The sequence below is a fragment of the Blastochloris viridis genome (genome assembly GCF_001402875.1).
Lineage (GTDB): Bacteria > Pseudomonadota > Alphaproteobacteria > Rhizobiales > Xanthobacteraceae > Blastochloris > Blastochloris viridis.
Genome location: NZ_CP012946.1, coordinates 264,256 through 283,865, shown reverse-complemented (window position 1 = coordinate 283,865; position 19,610 = coordinate 264,256). Strand labels below are relative to the sequence as shown.

General features: G+C 67.9%; 15 protein-coding genes and 1 tRNA gene. 9 read left to right on the top strand and 7 right to left on the bottom strand.

All coding sequences use genetic code 11. The annotated features are described in order from the left end of the window. The first annotated feature begins 4 nt into the window (after positions 1–4). The 3 genes from flgK to BVIR_RS01305 all read left to right on the top strand — a co-directional run bounded on the left by flgK (position 5) and on the right by BVIR_RS01305 (position 3,881). Positions 5–1,750, top strand: coding sequence for a flagellar hook-associated protein FlgK (gene flgK, locus BVIR_RS01315; protein WP_055036105.1), 1,746 nt, complete (start codon positions 5–7; stop codon positions 1,748–1,750). Positions 1,751–1,763: 13 nt separating this feature from the next. Then, positions 1,764–2,678 (top strand): flagellin, encoded by a 915-nt coding sequence (locus tag BVIR_RS01310; protein ID WP_055036104.1) that lies wholly within the window; start codon positions 1,764–1,766, stop codon positions 2,676–2,678. Between the two features lie 138 nt (positions 2,679–2,816). After that, positions 2,817–3,881 (top strand): hypothetical protein, encoded by a 1,065-nt coding sequence (locus tag BVIR_RS01305; RefSeq protein WP_145911910.1) that lies wholly within the window; start codon positions 2,817–2,819, stop codon positions 3,879–3,881. 6 nt (positions 3,882–3,887) lie between these two features. Here the strand turns inward: BVIR_RS01305 and BVIR_RS01300 are convergent. Then, a tRNA-Leu gene (locus tag BVIR_RS01300) sits at positions 3,888–3,972 on the bottom strand. A gap of 168 nt (positions 3,973–4,140) precedes the next feature. Here BVIR_RS01300 and BVIR_RS01295 point away from each other — a divergent pair. Beyond that, complete coding sequence (locus BVIR_RS01295; RefSeq protein ID WP_236823649.1) at positions 4,141–4,605, top strand: disulfide bond formation protein B; 465 nt, start codon at positions 4,141–4,143, stop codon at positions 4,603–4,605. A gap of 40 nt (positions 4,606–4,645) precedes the next feature. On the opposite strand, the gene BVIR_RS01290 is transcribed toward BVIR_RS01295, so the two are convergent. Then, complete coding sequence (locus BVIR_RS01290) at positions 4,646–5,203, bottom strand: HNH endonuclease (protein WP_055036101.1); 558 nt, start codon at positions 5,201–5,203, stop codon at positions 4,646–4,648. Between the two features lie 144 nt (positions 5,204–5,347). Then, on the bottom strand, positions 5,348–6,013 hold the full coding sequence (locus BVIR_RS01285; RefSeq protein WP_055036100.1) for a DNA-3-methyladenine glycosylase family protein: 666 nt from the start codon (positions 6,011–6,013) through the stop codon (positions 5,348–5,350). Between the two features lie 62 nt (positions 6,014–6,075). Between BVIR_RS01285 and gluQRS the strand changes: the two genes are divergently transcribed. The 3 genes from gluQRS to BVIR_RS01270 all read left to right on the top strand — a co-directional run bounded on the left by gluQRS (position 6,076) and on the right by BVIR_RS01270 (position 9,505). Further along, on the top strand, positions 6,076–6,933 hold the full coding sequence (gluQRS, locus tag BVIR_RS01280; protein ID WP_055036099.1) for a tRNA glutamyl-Q(34) synthetase GluQRS: 858 nt from the start codon (positions 6,076–6,078) through the stop codon (positions 6,931–6,933). Between the two features lie 162 nt (positions 6,934–7,095). Beyond that, positions 7,096–7,521 (top strand): response regulator, encoded by a 426-nt coding sequence (locus BVIR_RS01275; RefSeq protein ID WP_082416543.1) that lies wholly within the window; start codon positions 7,096–7,098, stop codon positions 7,519–7,521. A 196-nt stretch (positions 7,522–7,717) separates the two neighbouring features. Continuing rightward, complete coding sequence (locus BVIR_RS01270) at positions 7,718–9,505, top strand: glucan ABC transporter ATP-binding protein/ permease (RefSeq protein ID WP_055036097.1); 1,788 nt, start codon at positions 7,718–7,720, stop codon at positions 9,503–9,505. A 56-nt stretch (positions 9,506–9,561) separates the two neighbouring features. Here BVIR_RS01270 and BVIR_RS01265 read toward each other — a convergent pair whose 3' ends face one another. Next, positions 9,562–10,458 carry a DMT family transporter gene (locus BVIR_RS01265; protein WP_145911911.1) on the bottom strand — a complete coding sequence of 299 codons (897 nt, stop codon included), beginning with the start codon at positions 10,456–10,458 and terminating at the stop codon, positions 9,562–9,564. A 158-nt stretch (positions 10,459–10,616) separates the two neighbouring features. Next, complete coding sequence (locus BVIR_RS01260) at positions 10,617–11,696, bottom strand: IS630 family transposase (RefSeq protein ID WP_055036096.1); 1,080 nt, start codon at positions 11,694–11,696, stop codon at positions 10,617–10,619. A gap of 395 nt (positions 11,697–12,091) precedes the next feature. On the opposite strand from BVIR_RS01260, the gene BVIR_RS01255 reads away from it, so the two are divergent. After that, positions 12,092–13,417 carry a D-alanyl-D-alanine carboxypeptidase family protein gene (locus tag BVIR_RS01255; RefSeq protein WP_082416541.1) on the top strand — a complete coding sequence of 442 codons (1,326 nt, stop codon included), beginning with the start codon at positions 12,092–12,094 and terminating at the stop codon, positions 13,415–13,417. A gap of 247 nt (positions 13,418–13,664) precedes the next feature. Continuing rightward, positions 13,665–14,783 (top strand): CobW family GTP-binding protein, encoded by a 1,119-nt coding sequence (locus BVIR_RS01250; protein WP_055036094.1) that lies wholly within the window; start codon positions 13,665–13,667, stop codon positions 14,781–14,783. A 1,039-nt stretch (positions 14,784–15,822) separates the two neighbouring features. Here the strand turns inward: BVIR_RS01250 and BVIR_RS01245 are convergent. Both BVIR_RS01245 and BVIR_RS01240 read right to left on the bottom strand, forming a co-directional pair. Next, the gene (locus BVIR_RS01245; protein ID WP_055036093.1) at positions 15,823–16,650 is read right to left on the bottom strand and encodes a HAMP domain-containing protein; all 828 of its coding nucleotides are present in this window, start codon (positions 16,648–16,650) and stop codon (positions 15,823–15,825) included. A gap of 1,328 nt (positions 16,651–17,978) precedes the next feature. Continuing rightward, positions 17,979–19,595 (bottom strand): AMP-binding protein, encoded by a 1,617-nt coding sequence (locus BVIR_RS01240; protein ID WP_055038590.1) that lies wholly within the window; start codon positions 19,593–19,595, stop codon positions 17,979–17,981. Positions 19,596–19,610 lie beyond the last annotated feature (15 nt).

Here is a 19,610-nt window from a genome sequence, read left to right as displayed (position 1 = left end):
TGTCATGTCCTTCGCGGCGATTCGAAGCATCGCGACCAGCTCGCTGATGGCAACGTCGGTCCAGACGGCGCTGGCATCTTCGAACATCGCCAATGCCGACGTCGACGGCTACACCCGAAAGCTGGCAACCCAGGTTTCGACGGTCACCGGCGGGGCGGGCTCGGGCACGGCGATCACCGGCATCACCAGCAAGATCAACAAGTTTCTGGTCCAGGCGGTGGTGGAATCGCTGTCCGACGCGAGCGCCGCGGAGGTCACCGCAACCTATTCCGACCGCCTGCAGAGCATGTTCGGCCAGACCATCGGCGGCGACGACAGCGACAACGGCACCTCGCTCGCCAACACGCTCGCCTCGCTGGAGACCGCGCTCAACAATCTGACTGCGACGCCGGAAGGCGAAAGCCTGCAATCTGCGGCGGTCGACACCTTCAACTGGGTCGCGACGCAACTGCGTGAAGTCTCCCGCGGCATCCAGGATCTGCGGGCGGAGGCCGACGGGCAGATCAGCAGCGCCATCACCGAGGTCAACGCCTCGCTCAAAGAGATCAACGATCTCAACACCGAGATCTGCGCTGCGGCAGCGCGCGGAGATTCCACCGCCGACCTTGAGGACAAGCGCTACACCGCGCTGCAGTCCGTCGCCGAGAAGATGAACGTGACCTACTTCATCAACTCGTCCGGGGCGATGAACATCTATTCCTCGACCGGCCAGGCGCTTCTCACCAGCACGGTGCACGAGATCTCCTACGTGGCGGCCGGCAGCGTCACCGCATCGACGACCTTCAACCCCATCACTGTCGACGGCGTCGACATTACCGCATCGTTCCGCAGCGGCGAGATCAGCGCGCTGATCGAGCAGCGCGACACCGCGCTGCCGGCGGTGCAGGACGAGCTCGACGTCTTCGCCAGCACCTTCATCGACGCGATCAACGCGGTCCACAACACCGGAACCTCGCTGCCGGCGCCAGACACGCTCACCGGTACGGAGACAGTTGACGCGACCGACTCGTTTTCGGCGACCGGCATCGTCCGCTTTGCCGTCGTCAATGACGACGGTACGCTGGTCGATTATTCCGACATCGACCTCAGCAGCTTTACAACGGTCGGCGACGCCGTCGCCGCCATTGATGCCATCAACGGCCTGTCGGCGAGCATCGACGCCGACGGCCACGTGGTCGTGACCGCCGACGCCACCGGAACCGGCGTCGCCGTCAACGAGATGACCAGCAGCGTCGGCGCCGATGGCCAGGGGCTGTCGGACTATTTCGGCCTCAACGACCTGCTGGTCGGCACCAGCGCAATCACCATCGGCGTCCGCAGCGACCTGAAGGCAACGCCCGGCCTGCTGTCGAGCTCGACGCTGTCGTCCGCGACGTCGCTGACCACGGGAGCGACGGTGCTCACCAGCGGCGACGCCACCGTCGCCAATGCGCTCTACGCGACGCTGACGACGTCACAGGACTTCGCCGCAGCGGGACGGATGGGCGCTTCCTCCACCTCGTTCGCGAGCTACGCCGCGGACGTGATCGCCGACGTTGCCGCGGTCGCCGCCAACGCGGAAACCGCCTACTCTGCGGCAGAAAATGTTCAAACCAACCTCGCCGACTCGCTGGCCTCGCAGTCCGGCGTCAACATCGACGAGGAAACGGCGCGGCTGAGCGAACTCGAGGATCTCTACGCCGCCGCTTCCCAGATACTGTCGACCCTCAGCGCGATGTTCGACGCGCTGCTGGAGGCGGCGCGGTCGTAAGAAAGGGCGGTCCATGGCGATCCGGGTGGCAACATTCCACACCTCATCCCGCATCCTGACCGAGACCCTGCGCACGCAGGCTCGGCTCAGCGAGTTGCAGTTGCAGGAGGCGACCGGCAAGGTCTCCACCGATTACGGTGGACTTGGTACCTCGGCCAGCCGCCTGCTCAATCTGGAAGTCTCCAAGTCTCGGGCGCAGTCCTACGCCACCGCCGCCTCGCTCAGCCTCGGCCGGGTGGAGGAGATGTACGACGTCTGCGGCTCGATCGTGACCGTGTTGACCGAGTTGCGCTCGAAGATCTCGCAGGCGACCGGCACGCTGGACTCGACCTCCGCCGCGGCCATTCAGGACGTTGCGCGGAACCTGCTGGGCGAGACCATCTTGGCGATGAACCGCCAATACGAAGGGCGCTACCTGTTCGCCGGCGATGCGGTCAATTCGCTGCCGGTCGATGAGGCCAGCCTGCCGGCCACCGAGTCGGTGCCGATCAGCACCGACACCGCCTACTACCAGGGCGGCAGCCAGAAAGCCTCCGTGAGGCTGTCCAACGACGAGGTGCTTACCTACGGCTACCTCGCCAGCGACACCGCGTTCAGCAAAGCCCTGCACGTGCTCAATCTGGTCGCGACGGTCGACATTTCCAGCGACGATGCGGCCGCCGCCGAGGCCAACACCGCGGTTCTTGAAGCCATCGACGCGATGACCACCGTGCAGACCATGCTGTCACTCCACGCCCAGACACTGGAGCGCGTCCAGCAGGACCAGCTCGACTACATCGACTATGCCGACTCGGCGGCAAGCAGCATCGGCGAAGTGGACATCGCGGCGGTACAGGTCAGCATCTCGACCTATACCGCACAGTTGCAAGCGTCCTACTCGGCGATCGCCAAGGTCGCCGCGCTCCGGTTGTCCGACTATCTGAGCTGATGGACGACCGGCGCTCACAGCACCATTCTATTGCGCGGCCATCTCGGCGGTTTCGCCGGACGGCCCCGTCGGCCCGGAGCCAGACCCGCCCCGGCGGCCGCGTTCGCGCCGGAACGAGCACACACCGGAGCGGATGACGTGCGGATTCTACTCATTCGCATGATGGGCCTTGGCGACGTGGCGGCGATCCTGGTGCCGGCCGTCCGCCTGATCCGCCGGCGCCACCCCGAGGCGCGCATCGATGTCATGACGTTCGCGGCCGGCTCCGAGTTGATGGCCCTGATGCCGGAGGTGGCGGACATCCTCCACGTCGCCCCGGAGCAATGGCCGGACCCGATTGAGCCGGCGCTGCATAGCGCCTCGGCGCTGGCCTGCACCATCATCGCCCGCAGCTACGACCGGGTGATCAATTTCGACACTTGGTTCTTTCCCTGCCTGATCGCCCAGTTCGCCCGCGAGTGCGGTGTTGCGATCGAGGGCAACCACCTGAACTTGGCGATCCCGGCACTGGTGGACGGCCTCGCCACCGGCCGGCTGCCGGCTGCCTATTTCAGGCACAGCGATCTGTTCATCGCCAGCACGTTCCCCAACATCAGTGACTGGAAGCTGCCGTGGTGGGACCGCTTCCCGGACTGGCCGCGCTACCCCGACTTCTACCTCAGCCACTGCTGCGGGCTGGCCGGACCGCTCGACATGAGCTTGGCGGTCGCGGCCGATCCGGATCTGATCGCCGCCGCAGCGGGGCGGCCGGTCGTCTCGATCTCGGCTTCGGGCCGTCGGCTGCACTATCGCGGCCAGGCCGCCTTGACGGCGGCACTGACGCAGGCCGGATTCCATGTCTGGAGCCAGTTCGACGGCAGCGCGCCGATCGCCGCCACCCTGGCCCGGCTCAGAGCCACCGACCTGCTGATCACCGTGCCGACCTCCACGCAGTGGCTGGCGCGCACGGTCGGCTGCCCGACGCTGCTGGTACCGGGCTCCCAGCCACCGCCCCACCTCGGCGCCGACGTCGTCGCCGACCCGGTGATCGAATGCCAGTACTGCGGCTCGATGACCTGTCCGAAGGCGCTCGACTATCCCTGTCTTGCAGTGCCGGCGGCAGCGCTGATCGCCAAGGCCGAAGCCTTCCTGGCGGAGCGCCCGAGACGCGCCGATGCCGTCGCGGCCGAACATTCAGCCGCGGACGAGGTGCGCCCGAAATAAATGGAGTGGTGCCCCTGGCCGGGATCGAACCAGCACTCCTTGCGGAACGCGATTTTGAGTCGCGCGCGTCTACCAGTTCCGCCACAGGGGCCCGGCGCGGACTATAATCAGCCGCAGCGTCCGGTCAACGCACCGTGACGAAGAGGACGTGGACAGCGTCGACCGGCTGGAGTAATCGCGCCGAATGTCCTCCGCAGCATCCCAAACCCCAGCCGCCGGTGATCGGAGCCACGCACGGGCGACGGTGGCGGCGGCGACGGTGGTTGTCGTCGGCGCCAGCGCACTTGCCGCCGCCTGGGGGATGGAACTCATCGGCGGGCTGCCGCCGTGCCACCTCTGCCTGCTCCAGCGCGTGCCCTATTATGTCGGCCTGCCGGTGGCGGCCGCGGTCGGGCTCGGCGCGTGGCGGGGACTGCCGCTGGGCTGGCTTCGCCTCGGCCTCGCCTTGGTGGCACTGGCCATGCTGGCCACCGCCGGCATCGCCGGCTACCACGCCGGCGTCGAGTGGCGCTGGTGGCCGGGGCCGAGCGACTGCTCCGGCCCAGCCTTGGCACCGTTTGGCTCGGTCACCGACCTGATGGCCCAAATGCAGTCGGCGCACGTCGTGCGCTGCGACGAGCCGGCGCTGGTGCTGTTCGGCCTGTCGCTTGCGGGCTGGAACGCGCTGCTGTCGCTGGCGCTCGCGATGGTGGCGCTGCGCGGCGCGCTGGCGCGGCCAGCCTGACCGGCCGGGAGATCGCTGGAGCATACGCCCACCGATTCGGTCACGGATCGAGTTCGGTGTCCCAGTAGAGGTAATCCAGCCAGCTCCCGTGCAAATAGTTGGGCGGAAACAGCCGACCATTGCGATGGAGGTCGTGGACGGTGGGCGCGAACGGCATCTGTGTCGGCCACATCCCGACGTCGCCGGGCATCTGGCCACCCTTGCGCAGATTGCAGGGCGAGCAGGCCGCCACCACGTTGCCCCACGTGGTCTGGCCGCCGCGCGAGCGCGGAATGAGATGGTCGAAGGTCAGATCTTCGCGCGTGCCGCAATATTGGCAGGAGAATCGGTCGCGCAGAAAGACGTTGAACCGGGTAAAGGCCGGCTGGCGCGTGGCACGGACAAATGTCTTTAAGGAAACGACGCTGGGAAGGCGAATTTCGAAGCTGGGACTTCGTATGTACCGGTCGTATTCCTCGACCACGCTGACCCGGTCGAGGAATACGGCACGAACCGCATCTTGCCAGGACCACAGCGACAGGGGGTAATAGCTCAGCGGACGAAAGTCCGCGTTGAGCACAAGGACGGGCCAGTTACCGGGCGATACGGCCGCGTTCACGACGGCTTCCTCACTCCCTCACCCGCAGCGGCAAGCGCTGCGATGCACTACCATGCTGCCCCTAATCTACCGACTTGGCGTCATTAATGTGAAGGCCCTCGAAGAAAATGCACGATTTTCGTGCAGGGCGACGCTACGCCCCGCTCAGGCCGGCACGCCCTCACGACGTTTGTCAAAGCGATAATAAGCCCATAGCAGCTTGGCGGCCACCCCGCGGCGTGGCCGCCAAGCCTCGGCGATCTCGGCCAGCGCCCGCGCGCTCGGCCGCGTTGGCAGGCCGAACCCAAGCCGCGCCGCTTCCTGCAAGGCGAGGTCGCCGGACGGGAACGCGTCGGGATTTCCCAGCGCGAACAATAGATAGAGGTCGGCGGTCCACGGCCCGATGCCAGGCACCGTACACAGGATGGCGCGGGCCTCGTCGGCAGGCAGCTCCGCCAACGCGTCGAGCGGCACCCGGCCCGATTCGACCGCCTCGGCCATGGCCGCCAGCGTGCGCATCTTGGCGGCGGACAGGCCGCAGGCCCTGAGAAGGGCAGCGTCGGCGCCGAGCGCCCGCGCTGGCGTCAGCGGATCGAGCTTGTCCCGCAGCCGGCCGAGGATGGCGGCAGCGCTGGCGGTGGAGAGCTGCTGGCCGACCATGATGCCGACCAGCGAGGAAAAGCCCGGCGGGTGACGGCGCAGCGGCACGGTGCCGACCGCGCCGAGCAGCGCGGCGAGCCGCGAATCACCCGCCACCAACTCGGCGAGGTGGTGGGCGAGATCGGCCTCGGTATCGAGCCGGTCGGGACCTGGAGTGGATAAAAGATCCATCGCGATGCTTGACCTCACGCGCGGCACTGTCGCGGTTTGCTGCGCCATGATAGCCGGCCTTCATGCGCCCCGTCTTCCGGTTCGCCCCCAGTCCGAACGGCCCGCTCCACCTCGGCCACGCATTGTCGGCGCTGCTGAATCACACCGCCGCGCGCGCCAGTGGCGGGCGGTTGCTGCTCCGTATCGAGGACATCGATTCGGCGCGCTGCCGGCCGGAGTTCGAAGCGATGATCTACCAGGATCTCGCCTGGCTCGGGCTCGGCTGGGAGGAGCCGGTGCGGCGACAGTCGGAGCATTTCGCCGACTATCGCGCCGCGCTCGGCCGACTCCAGTCCATGGGGCTGGTTTATCCCGCCTTCGAGAGCCGGGCAGAGATTCGCGCACTGGTCGCGGCGCGCGAGGCATCCGGCCAGCCCTGGCCGCGCGACCCCGACGGCGCGCCGCTCTATCCCGGCTCGGCCGGACGCCTCGATGCCGCCGAACGGGCGCGCAAGCTCGATGCGGGCACCCCCCACGTGCTGCGGCTCGACACCCGGGCGGCGCTGGCGCGGATCGGCCGCCCGCTCGCCTGGCTGGAGGAAGACTACGGCGATATCCCGGCCGACCCGTCCGCTTGGGGGGACGTGGTGCTGGCGCGCAAGGACAGCCCGACCAGCTACCACATGGCCGTGGTGGTCGACGACGCTCTCCAGGGCGTCAGCCATGTCGTGCGCGGGCGCGACCTCTACGCCGCCACCGCCGTCCACCGTCTGCTGCAGGAGCTGCTCGGCTTGCCGGCGCCACGCTACCGCCACCACCGGCTGATCGTCGACGCCGCCGGCCACAAGCTGTCGAAATCGACCGGCGCGGCCAGCCTGCAGGCGCTGCGGGCCGGGGGCGCGACGCCCGCCGACGTCCGTCGCCTGATCGGGCTCGATTGATGCGGCGGTGGCCGAGAGTGCGTTCGAGGACGTTGCCGTGCCCCAGTCGACAGGTCCCGGTCCACCTGCTTTGATCGCCCGTGCCCGAATCTGCCTCATTTGGGCCGGCTTAACCCGATTTTGACCGGCTCGGCGCCATGCTGGTGTGATGGGGGCTCTGCAATGACGGTTGAACGACAAGAGGTGGGCACCGCCGGCGACGCCTGCAGGTGGGTTTTGCTGGTCGAGGACGCCCCGTTCGTGCGGGAGATTCTGGAGCGCATCCTGACAGCAGCCGGCCATTGCTGCGCGGCGGTCGAGAACGGCGCGCTCGCCCTGACTGCGGCAGCGAACACCCGTTTCGACCTCATCATCACCGATTACGACATGCCCGACCTCGACGGATGCGAGCTGATCGTGCGCCTGCGCGGCAGGCCGGGGCCAAACTGGACGACGCCGATCGTGTTGCTGTCCGGCTACGCCGGCGACAACGACCTCGCGGAGCGGGCGCTCACCGCCGGCGCCGACGCGGTGCTCGCCAAGCCGATCGTGATTTCGGAGGTGCTGGCGACTTTGGCGCGACTGATGCACCCGCGCTCGGCTCGTTGACGCCGATGGCAGGCGAGGACGCCGTAGAATCGCCGTCAGGCTTGCGCATTGTATCTGGCGCCGCCACCAAGGCCGATCTCAGCTGGGTTTTCGCGTTGGGCCGCGGGACAGGCGAAAATCCCCACAACCGACGTCCCGCGCCCGACTCGCGCCCACTTTGCCGCTCCCATCGCCGCTCGCATTTTCCGGCCGGGCCATGACCCTCCCCCACCTGATCGGCCGCACCATCGGCGCACTCGGCCCCGAGCTCAGGCTGGGCGCCCTGCTCACCCTCGCCAATCTGGCGCTGGCCTGCGCCCAGTTCGCCGAGCCGGTGCTGTACGGCCGCATCATCGACACCTTGATCAGCGCCCAGGGCGCGGGGCGGACCGCCTCGTTCAACGAACTTGTGCCCTGGCTGCTGGCATGGGCCGGCTTCGCGCTGTTCACCGTCGGCGCCGGCGTCCTGGTGTCGCTGCATGCCGACCGCATGGCCCATCGCCGCCGGCTCGGCGTGATGACGCTCTATTTCGAGCATGTGGCGCAACTGCCGCTGGCCTATCACGGCACCACCCACTCCGGCCGGCTGATGAAGGTGATGCTGGAGGGCGCCGACACGCTCTGGAGCATCTGGCTCGCCTTTTTCCGCGACATCTTCGCGGCGGTCGCGGCGGTGGCGGTGATGATGCCGGTGGCGCTGTGGATGAACTGGCGGCTCGCGCTGCTGCTGATCGGGCTCGCGGTGCTGTTCTCAGCGCTGGCCGCCTTCGTGATGCGCAAGACCGACGGCATGCAGTCGGTGGTCGAGGAGTATCAGTCCGACCTCGCCGAGCGCGCCTCCGACACCCTCGGCAACATCGCGCTGGTGCAGTCGTTCGCCCGCGTCGAGGCCGAGGTCCGCGGCCTGAGAGACGTCGCCTCCAACGTGCTGCGGGTGCAAATCCCGGTGCTGTCGTGGTGGGCGGTGGTGTCGGTGGCGACCAGAGCCTCGACCACCCTCACCGTGCTCGCCATCTTCCTGCTCGGGGTGTGGCTGCACCTCAAGGGCGAGACCTCGATCGGCGAGATCGTGACGTTCGTCAATTTCGCGGTGATGTTGATCGCCAGGCTCGAGCAGTCGGTGAGCTTCGTCAACCAGCTCACGCTCGACGCGCCGCGGCTGCGGCAGTTCTTCGAGGTGCTGGACACCGTGCCGGCGGTGCGCGATCGCCCCGGAGCCGAGCCGCTCACCGCGCCGCGCGGCGCGGTGGCGTTCCACAACGTGTCGTTCTCGTACGACGGCAAGCGCGCCGCGCTGGCGGACGTCACCTTCACCGCCGAGCCCGGCGAGACGGTGGCCTTGGTCGGCGCGACCGGCGCCGGCAAGTCGACCGCGCTCGCGCTGCTCCACCGCGCCTACGACCCGCAGTCCGGCCGCGTCACCGTCGACGGCATTGACATCCGCGACGTCACCCTGACCTCGCTGCGGCACTCGATCGGCGTGGTGTTCCAGGAGTCGCTGCTGTTCAACCGTACGATTCGCGAGAATCTTCTGGTCGGCAAGCCGGACGCCACCGAGGCTGAGATTCGCGCCGCCTGCGAGGGCGCCCAGGCCGCCGAATTCATCGACCGCCTGACCGGCGGGCTCGACGCGATCGCGGGGGAGCGCGGCCGGGCGCTGTCCGGCGGCGAGCGTCAGCGCCTGTCGATTGCTCGCGCCCTGCTGAAGGACCCGCCGATTCTGATCCTCGACGAAGCGACCTCCGCGCTCGACGCCGCCACCGAAGTCAGGGTGCAGCGCGCGCTCGACGAGGTGATGAAGGGCCGCACCACCTTCGTCATCGCCCACCGCCTCGCCACCGTTCGCAATGCCGACCGCATCTTGGTGTTCGAGGGCGGGCGCATCATTGAGGCCGGCACGTTCGATGAGCTGGTGCGGCTCGGCGGCCGCTTCGCCGCGCTGGCCAAGGCCCAGTTCATGGTGCCGGGCGAAGCGATCGACACCCGTGCGGTGGTCGAGACCTGATCGCGGCGTAGCCGCACGCCAGGGATCGCAGGAGCGATCCGCCGGAACCTGCAAATTCAGTGCAGCAGCAGCGCGGCGACGCCGATCAGAATCAGCGCCATTCCCGCCAGTTCGCGCGGCGCCACCGCCTCCTTCAGCCGGCCGGACACCACCTGCGCCATCACCACCTCGACCAAAGCGAGGGTGCGAACGTTGGCCGCGGTGGTCAGCGCGAAGCCGAGGAACCACAATTGCGAGGCGAACGCGCCGGAGAAGCCGGCGGTGACCGAGGGCCGCCACGCCTTCAGCGTTGCGACCAGGGCGGCACGGTCGGTGGCCGCGAGCCATAGGCTCAGCACCACGGTCTGGATGAACAGCGTCGTCACCAGGATGGTCGATGCCGCCAACAGCGGCGGCACCGGCGGCAGCGCCAGGATGGCGCCGCGGAACCCCACCGCCGACACCGCAAACAGCCCACCGGCGAGGAGGCCAAACCCGATCGAGCGCAGGTCGGCCTGGGTCTTTTCTCCCGCCGGGCGCGCCAGCGACACCAGAACGACGCCGAGCGTCGCCACCGCGATGCCGACGGCGGCGCCAAGGCTCGGCCGTTCACCGAGCACGGCGAACCCGGCCACCGCCACCAGCACCGGCTCGGTTTTCAGCATGGCGATGGTGACTGCGAACGAGCGCGCCCGCATCGCCGCCAGCATCAGGGCGGTGCCGCCGATCTGGGCAAGCGCGCCGCACGCCGTCAACGCCAGTGCCGCCGGGCCGGGCAGCGGCGGCACCTGCCCGGTCGCCCCGGCGATTGCGGCGAGGAACACCACGGCGAACGGCAGGCCATAGAGGAACCGGACATGGGTGGCGCCGACCGTGCCGAGCGTCGCGGTGAGGTTCTTCTGCAGGGCGTTGCGGGCGGTCTGGGCGACGGAGGCCACCAGCGTGACCGGAATCCACAGCAGTTCAACCGTCATAACGCCCTTCGGTCCCGCCGCGCTGTCGCCGCAATAGGGGTATTGGAGCAATCTCCGCAAAAGCAGATAGCGGTGTTGCAGCAGTGATTGCGATGACTCCCCGGCTTGGAGTGCCCGAGCTTGGAGCGCCCGCGCGGTGCAATCGGAACGCCGATACTCTAGTGGATTGACTCTAACGCTTGCTTCCCGCGCTTGATAGCGGCGAGGACGCGGTCGGGATTGGCTTTCCAGACGAATGGCTTCGGTTTTTCGTTGTGGTCGTCGAGGAACCGGTTGATGGCGGCCTGCAGGTCGGTGATCGAGTTGAAAACGCCGCGCTTCAGCCGACGCTTGGTGAGCGTGGCAAAGAACCCTTCGACGGCATTGATCCACGAACACGATGTCGGCGTGAAGTGGAACGTGAACCGCGGATGCCGGAGGAGCCATCGCATGACCTTGGGATGCTTGTGGGTCGCATAATTGTCGAGGATGACATGGACGATCTTGCCGGCCGGGATGTTCGCTTCGATCGCGTTCAAGAAGCGAATGAACTCCTGATGCCGGTGGCGCTGCATGCAGCGCCCGATCACCTTGCCTTCGAGAATGTCGAGCGCCGCAAACAGGGTTGTCGTGCCGTGGCGCTTGTAATCATGGGTCATGGTGCCGGCGCGCCCTTTCTTCATCGGCAATCCCGGCTGGGTGCGGTCGAGGGCCTGGATTTGCGACTTCTCGTCGAGCGAAAGCACGATCGCATGCGCTGGCGGGTCGATGTAAAGGCCGACGACGTCGGTGAACTTTTCGACGAAGTGCTTGTCCTTAGACAGCTTGAACGTCCGCACGCGATGCGGCGTCAGGCCATGCGCCGTCCATACCCGCTGGACCGAACGCAGGCTGACGCCGGCGGCCTCGGCCATGGCCCGGCCCGTCCAATGGGTGGTCTCGCCCGGCGGTTCGCCGAGCGTCAAATCGACGATGCGTTTGACGAGCTCTTGAGCCAACGCAGGCTTGCCCGGCGGGCGTGTCTTGTCGCGCAGCAGACCATCGACGCCCTCGCGCATGAAGCGCTCCTGCCAGCGCCAGACGACCGGCTTCGACAGTCCGGATTGGCGCACGATCTCCATCGTGCCGCAGCCGTCGGCGGTGGCGATGATGACCCGGGCGCGAGCCGCGTGCTTCTGCGAACTGTTGTGATCCCCGACGATCCAATCAAGGCGCGTGCGGTCCTCGGGCGTGACGTCAACAACAATGCCTGCTCTCATGCCCAGAGCATGAACCAAATCTCCGCACTCGGGAATCCTCCGAATGCGTCAATCCACTAGCAACCCGTTGCTGCGGCGTCTGCGGACATCCCGGATGGTCCGGTCTGCGCCGGCGCTGCGTCGGGCGCAGCCGCGCGGGCCCAACGTCGGGCACGAACCGAATCGCCAGGTGAAACGTTGCAGCCGGCGAGGTGGTTTGCTCGGCATCGCCAATGGGCTAGAACAGCGTGTCGCAAAACGGGCCTGCGCGGGTCTCCGGTGGCATGCGGTGATCCGCCAACCTATGCCGGGTTCGGCTTTTCTCGCCCGGAGCCGTTTTCCGTTTGGGAGTTGCGGCGAGGCGTGGATCTTGAGGGCCCGAGGCCCGATGGGTCCCAAGTCAGCACGGGGGTCGGGTGTTGCCGACGGTTTGGTTTGATTCGGCGGTGTGGCGCCGCGGCCTCGCCGGGCTCGGTTTGGCGGTGGCGGTGGCGACACAGGCGACCGCCGCGCCGACGCTGCTGGTCGATGCCCACAGCGGCGAGGTGCTGTTTCAGCGCGAGGCCGGCCGGCCGTGGTACCCCGCCTCGGTGACCAAGCTGATGACCACGTATGTCGCGTTGTCGGAAATGCGGGCCGGGCACGTTCGGCCTGAGACGCTGATCACCTTCTCCGCCAATGCCGAGGCGCAGGATCCCTCCAAGATGGGGTTCAAGGCCGGCACTCAACTGACGCTGGAGAATGCTCTGCGCATGCTGATGGTGAAGTCGGCCAACGACGTCGCCGTCACCATCGCCGAGAACCTCGGCGGCTCGGTCGAGGGCTTCGCCGCGCAGATGAACGCCCACGCCCAGCGGCTTGGCATGACCGGATCGCACTTTGCCAATCCGCACGGCCTGCCCAACCCCGAGCAATTCACCACCGCGCGCGACATGGCCGTGCTGGCGCGCGCGCTGATTCGCGACTTCCCCGAGGCCGAGGCGCTGTTCCGCCTGCCGGCGATCAAACTCGGCAAGATCAAGATGCGCAACCACAACGGGCTGCTGCATCGCTACGACGGCGCCGACGGGATGAAGACCGGCTTCATTTGCGCCTCCGGCTTCAACGTGGTCGCGACCGCGACCCGCGGCGGCAGGCGCCTGATCGCGGTGGTGTTCGGCGGCGCCACCGCCAACGACCGCAACGAGACCGCGGCGGCGCTGTTCGAACGCGGCTTCCAGCCGAGCTTCAGTTTCTTCGCGTCGTCCCCGCCCCGGCTCGACCAGCTCGACAATGTCGCCAGCGAGCCGGGCGACATGCGCGACGTGGTGTGCGGCAAGGGCCGAAAGCGCGCGACGGAGAACGATGACGACGGGCCCGCCGCAGCGGCGAGCAATTCGGACCCGGACGGCATCTACGCCGCGGTGCGCGTTGACCGGCCCACCCCGTCGCAAACCGCCGCCGCCCGTCCCAGCCTGCTCGGCCCGGTGGTGCTCGGCGATGCCGTTCCGGTCTATCTCGGGCCGGCGCGCGGCGACACCCTGCTGGCCGGAATCGCCCCTGGCGGCAGCGGCGGTGCGGTTCAGGTCGCGGTGCCCCGCCGGATCGCGCCAACCGCCATCCCGGTGACCGCCGGCGTCGCCGGCGGCCGCGGGCTTGGCTCCAGCGCCGGCGCCGTCAGTTCGCCTTCCGGCGGAAACGCCTATGCGCCCGCATCCGTCGGCGCGACGGTGCCGTTGCCACCGCCGCGGCCGCGGTTCTAGCGGCCTCAGCCGTCTCGGCCCGGCCACAGCGCCACCGCCGCCTCGATCATCGGAGCCGCGGCTGGTTTGGGGAGCCTGGCCCCTCCGGCGACAGCCCCCAACCTCGGCTGGCGCCGAATTTGACATCTTGTTTTCGAGGCGACGGCGACCGGACCTTGACTCAGCGGCCTGGGCGCCGGTGGTGGCGGGGCCAAAACGGGGGTCAGGCCCTGTCAAACGTCGTAGCCACGCCGTATTGAGGCCTTCGATGACGAACCCGCCCGCGCCGCTCCCGCTCACCGTGCTCACCGGATTTCTCGGTGCCGGCAAGACGACGCTGCTCAACCGCCTGCTTCGCGACCCCGCTCTCGCCGACACCGCGGTGCTGATCAACGAGTTCGGCGAGGTCGCGATCGACCATCTTTTGGTCGAGCATGTCGACGACGGCGTGGTGATGCTGTCGTCCGGCTGCCTGTGCTGCTCGGTTCGCGGCGAACTGGTCGGCGCGCTGGAGGACCTGCTGCGGCGCATCGACAACGGCCGTAGCCCGCAGATCGGTCGCGTGGTGATCGAAACCACCGGCCTCGCCGACCCGGCGCCGGTGCTGCTGTCCGTGCTCGCCCATCCCTATCTGTCGCTGCGGTTCCGCATCGCCGGGGTCATCACCATGGTCGATGCCGTCAACGGCGCCGCCACGCTCGACGCCCACCCCGAGGCGGTCAAACAGGTCGCGATCGCCGACCGCATCGTGCTGACCAAGACCGACCTCGTCGAGGGCGGACCGAACGGCACTGCAGCCGCGGCGCTCGCGACGCGGCTCGATCGGCTGGCGCCGGCGGCATCGCGCGTCGATTCGGCGCAGAGCAATCTCACCGCCGCGCTGCTCGGCGCCGGGTTCGACCCAGCTCACGCTGGCGACGGCCGCGCCTTGCGCCTTGCCGAGTGGCTGTCAGCCGACGCCGTCGCGGCGGCCGAGGCCCGCGACGGCGGCAGCGACACCAATCGTCACGACGAGCGCATCCGGGCCTTCACCGTCACCGCCGAGCAGGCGATTTCCACTGCTGCGTTCGAGGGCTTCCTTGATCTGCTGCGCGCCGCCCACGGCCCCAATCTGCTGCGGTTCAAGGGGGTGGTAAAGCTGGCCGAGCACCCCGACCGGCCGGTGGTTGTGCACGGCGTGCAGCACATCGTCCATCCGCCAGTGGAACTGCCGGCATGGCCGGACGGCGACGACCGCACCCGGCTGGTGCTGATCGCGCGCGACCTCGACGCCGCTGTGGTTCGGCGGCTGTTTTCGGCATTTCTCGGCACGCCGCAGATCGACACGCCGGACGCAGCGGCGCTCACCACCAATCCGCTTGCGGTCCCCGGCTTGCGCTTTTTTTAAGGCACACGCCGCCGGCACAGTGGCCGGATTTTAGTACCGTGCCGGTGCCGTCCTTCGGCCAAGCCGACGCGCGGCGGCTGGTGGCCGGGCTGGCGCCTGGGGCCGGCGGGGCCTCTCCTGCGTACGGTCCCGGCTCTCGGCTGAAGCCTCGGCCGGGACGACGGCGAACGCTTCATTTGGCGTCGGGCACCTGGAAGCGCGTGGTCCCTGCCGGGCATCGGGCGCGGCAGGACGGCGCGGTCTCTGTGACTCTCGAACTCGCTCTCCGCCCACCGGCCTGAGCCGGCTTGCGGAGGGCACCCTTCCGCCCATTCTGTTTCCGGAACATCACGCCCCTAGCCGGAAACAAACTCACCGAAACACCAAACGCCGGCCTGACCGGCCGGATTTCGTATCAAGGCCCGCAATTTCAACCCGACACGGCCCTCTGCCGTCCGCAGGAAAAGCCAACCCACTGGCTGGCCGCCCTGGTGGCGACGCGACTGCCGCTTTCGTGGAGGTGGCCCGGAATGCCTGGCCGGGCACGCTGCCGTGGCCGTCTGCTCCGATCGGACTTCCGCGTCCCAGCGCGGAAAGGCCCTTCGCTCGTCGATCTCCGGCGGCAGGCGGATATTGCGTCCGCCCGTTGAGCCTGCCCCCGGTGGGGCCGGATGCCGGCTCGCCACCCACCTTGGGTCCTTCGCGGCATCCGTCACAAACCCGGCTGGTGGTTTGGCAGCGGCGCCTGGGGGGCGAACCCTGAGGTGGTCTCGACCGTTCATTCAGTGGCGCGGCAACGATCGCCGTGTTGTCGCTCGATCTGGTCCGTCGTTCTGGTCGTCCGTGGCGCGGTGATCGGCGTGTCGTGGCTTGACGGCGGCCTTTCCGGATAGGCCCCCAGCAAATCCACGTTCCGCCTTCGCCACCCCACGCTGCGGTGTTGTCGTAGACGGCCGAGCTTCCGCTCCGCCTCGTTTTGTCCCCCGTCTTCCGGCCCCGCCTCGGGCGCCCGGGCGCTCGAGGACGGGGTGACAGAAGCTTGGGAGAACCGTTCAGTCGATCAGGCCTTGCCGGGGACGATCAAGCCCTTGACGTTCTTGTAGACGTCGGTCTTGGACACTTCCTTGGACACGTCGCGGCCCGCCGACAGGAACTCGCCGGTGACGAACTCCAGGGCGCGCAGCACGCCACGGCCGAAGTCGAAGAACATGCGGCTGAGGTTGTCGAGGGCGGAGTTCAGCGCGGAGTCGATGCCAAGACCCGAGAACATCGGGCTCTGGGAGGCAGAGCTCTTGTTGCGGCCGAGTTCGATGATCGACTCGCGAACGGTCTCCAGAGCGCGCGACATCTCGCCGATTTCGTCCTTGCGGCTGGTGTCGACGAACTTGAGGTTGGTGTCGCCCTTGGCGAGACGCTTCACGTCGGAGGTCAGGCGGGACAGCGGATCGGTGACCGAGCGGGCGACGATCAGGCCGAACATGGCGGCGAGCACCATGATGACGGCGGTGGCGCCGAGCAGGGTCGAGCGCATCTGGTCGATCGGGGCGGTCGCTTCGTCCGCGCTCATTGCCGCGGCCGAGATGAACATGATGTCCTTGCCCGGGACGGCGGTGCCGGCCGAAGCCTTGATCACGGTCGCCTCATCGGCGCCGCCGCGCACCACCAGCATGCCGACGACGCGGCCGTCCGCGCGCACCACAGGGGTGATGGCGTCGCTGGCGCTGATCTGCGCCGTATTGATGTGAGACAGGCGGGCCTGCTTCAGGTCGGTGCCGACACGACGCAAAGTCCAATCGCCAACCGAAGCGATCGCGACACCGACGAACAGAGCAATACCCAGCACCAGCAGCGTGATTTTTTCCGTCAGTCGGAGATTTGTCAGAGTCATAGTCGGTCTCCAAGCTCTGTCTGAGGGCTCTATGGCCCTGAGGTCATGTTCTGCGCCCACAAAGGGGCACGGGTAACTGATACGTCTACGTGGTTAAAAGACGGTTAACGCCAACGACTCCGCCGCGAACTTTTACGGCGACACAATCAACCCGAGTCTCTCGCCCCGGCCACACGCGGCCGACTCGAAAGAATCTGGGCATAACCACCGCGGCGCGTACCCCACGCTCGCCGCCACGCGACTCAGTGTGGTAAACATATAGGATTCCAGAGAATAAATGTCTCCTGGAAATCGCGGGCCGCGGGCTATCGGGACTGACACGCATTTGCGCCCGTTTGATGGTACCGGCGGCGGCCCAATCCGAGGACGCGCCGGTGATTGAGCGCCCTCCCCGCCGCCGGCTTTGCGAGTCGGTCCAAAACCCCTGCCGTCACACGTTCCGGCCACTGGGTGCGTCTCGGTATTAGAATCAGTCTACTTTTCGTTTTCTCGCCGTCGCCGACCGGGGAGAGGATTCTTCTATTCCCGTTGAGTCAAACGGGCCCCGGCCGCCACCGAGGCGTTCGCCGCCGCGCCGTCTGCGGCAGTGCTTAAGATTCTGCCGCAAACGCCGGCGCCTGCAGGCCTTGCGCCATCCGCACCACGGTCGTTAGCCGGCGTTTCCGTTGGAGCACATGTTGACTCAGCGGACGCTGCCGGCTCGCCCGCCGCACACACCAGCAAATAATTCCCCTGCTGCCCCAGGGTGATGGCCAGCGACGCCGACGCCAGCGCCGTGCCGGATCCCACTCCACCCGCCGCCGCCAAGGCCCCCGGAAGGCCGAGCCTCGCCCTCACCGAAGGACGTCGGAGCGAGACCGCGAAGGCCTGCCCAGGTGCCGCAGGCAGAGAATGAAGAACGTGGCAGCGCGACCGGCGGCCGCATCTTGCCGCAGCGGTGTGCGACAGTTCAGGCTCGGACACCTCCGCAGGGCGCGGCCATTCTGCCGTTGCGGAAAACAAAGGCGCCAACACCTTGCTAGCCGGCTTGTGAGGCAGGAGACTCTACGGCAAGCATCGTTGGCCACTGTCTCGGCCACCGCAGTTTTCCGCCCGGCGTGGCAGCTCCGCGAGGCGCTGCCGCCGCGCGATTGATTTGGTTTCTGCCTGATCCATGCCCGCCCCGGCCGCCGCATCCCACAAATACGCCGTTGATCAGGAATGGCTTTCCGGCGACCGGAATGCCGCGCTCCCATCCTGATCAGTTGGAAACCGTATCAATCCGTTCCGGCTCGTCGTTCCTGCCGATCGTTCCGCCAAGCCGGCCGCCCACCCGGCAAATATCGGTGTCAGGGTTGGTCGCGTAGCCGGCGGCGGATGATCTTGCCGGTGGTGGTCATCGGCATCTCGTCGATGAATTCCACCTCGCGGGGATACTCGTGCGCCGACAGCCGTTCCTTAACGAAAGCCTGTATATTGCCGGCTAATGTTTTGGTCGCTTCGACCCCCGGCTTCACCACCACGAACGCCTTGACGATCTCGGTGCGCAGCGGGTCGGGCTTGCCGATCGCCGCCGCCAGCGCCACCGCCGGGTGCTTGAGGAGGCAGTCCTCGATCTCGCCGGGGCCGATGCGATAGCCGCAAGAGGTGATGACGTCGTCGTCGCGGCCAACAAAATGAATGTAGCCGTCGTCGTCCCGCACGCCCTGATCGCCGGTGGTCATCCAGTCGCCCACGAACTTGTCGGCGCTTGCCTGCGGCCGGTCCCAATATTCCAGGAACATCACCGGGTCCGGCCGCCGCACCGCGATCTGGCCTGGTTCGGCTGTGGCGCACACCGTGCCATCGGGCCGGATCACCGCCACGTCGTGCCCCGGCACCGGCAGGCCGATCGCGCCCGGCCGCGACACCCCGATCGCCGCGCACGACGACAGCACCAGGTTGCACTCGGTCTGGCCGTAGAACTCGTTGATGGTCAGGCCGAGCGCCGCCCGTCCCCACTCGTAGGTCTCGGCGCCGAGCTGCTCGCCGCCCGAGCCGAGCGTGCGAAGCCGCAACTGGTGGCGCCCCGACGGCGGGGGCACCGCACGCAGCATGCGCAGCGCCGTCGGCGGCATGAACACGTTGGCGATGCCGTGCGTTGCCATCAGCCGGTAGGCATCCTCCGGATCGAACCGCTCCGACCGCCGCCCGACCACCGGCACGCCGAGCTTGAGCCCGGGCAGCAGCACGTTGAGCAGGCCGCCCGCCCACGCCCAGTCGGCCGGTGTCCAGAATTTATCGCCCGGCTGCGGCGAAAACTCGTGGAACATCTGCACACCGGGAATGTGGCCGAGCAGCACGCGATGGCCGTGCAGCGCCCCCTTGGGATTGCCGGTGGTGCCTGAGGTGAAAATCATCAGCGCCGGATCGTCCGGCGAGGTCTGCTCGGCCGAGAAGCGCGGCGAGCCGGCTTCCACCAACGCGGAAAAGCGCACAGCCTTGTCGGCCTCCGCCTCGATCGAGACGACCAGCTCGAGCTCCGGCAACGGCTCGGTGACGTCAGCCAGTTTGGCAAGGCCGCACCCATCGGTGACCAGCGCCTTGGCGCCGGCCGCGCCAAGGCGATAGCCGATGGCATCGGGGCCGAACAGCGCCGCGAGCGGCACCGCGATCGCCGCCAGCTTGTAGACGGCAAGGTGGGTCACCACGGTCTGAAGCGTCTGCGGCAGCAGCACCGCCACCCGGTCGCCGCGGCCGACGCCGTGCGCAGCCAGCGCGTTGGCAAAGCGGTTCGACAGCTCGGCCAGCCGGCCGTAGCTGACATGCTCGACACCGCCGCCGGTATGCTCGAAGGTCAGCGCCTGCCGCTCGGGGTCGGCAACGGCCCATCGGTCGCAGACGTCGACGGCGATATTGTAGCGTTCGGGAATGCGCCAGCGGAAGCCAGTCCGCAGGCTTTGATAATCGCACCGGTCGGGCAGCAGCGCCATCGGCACCTC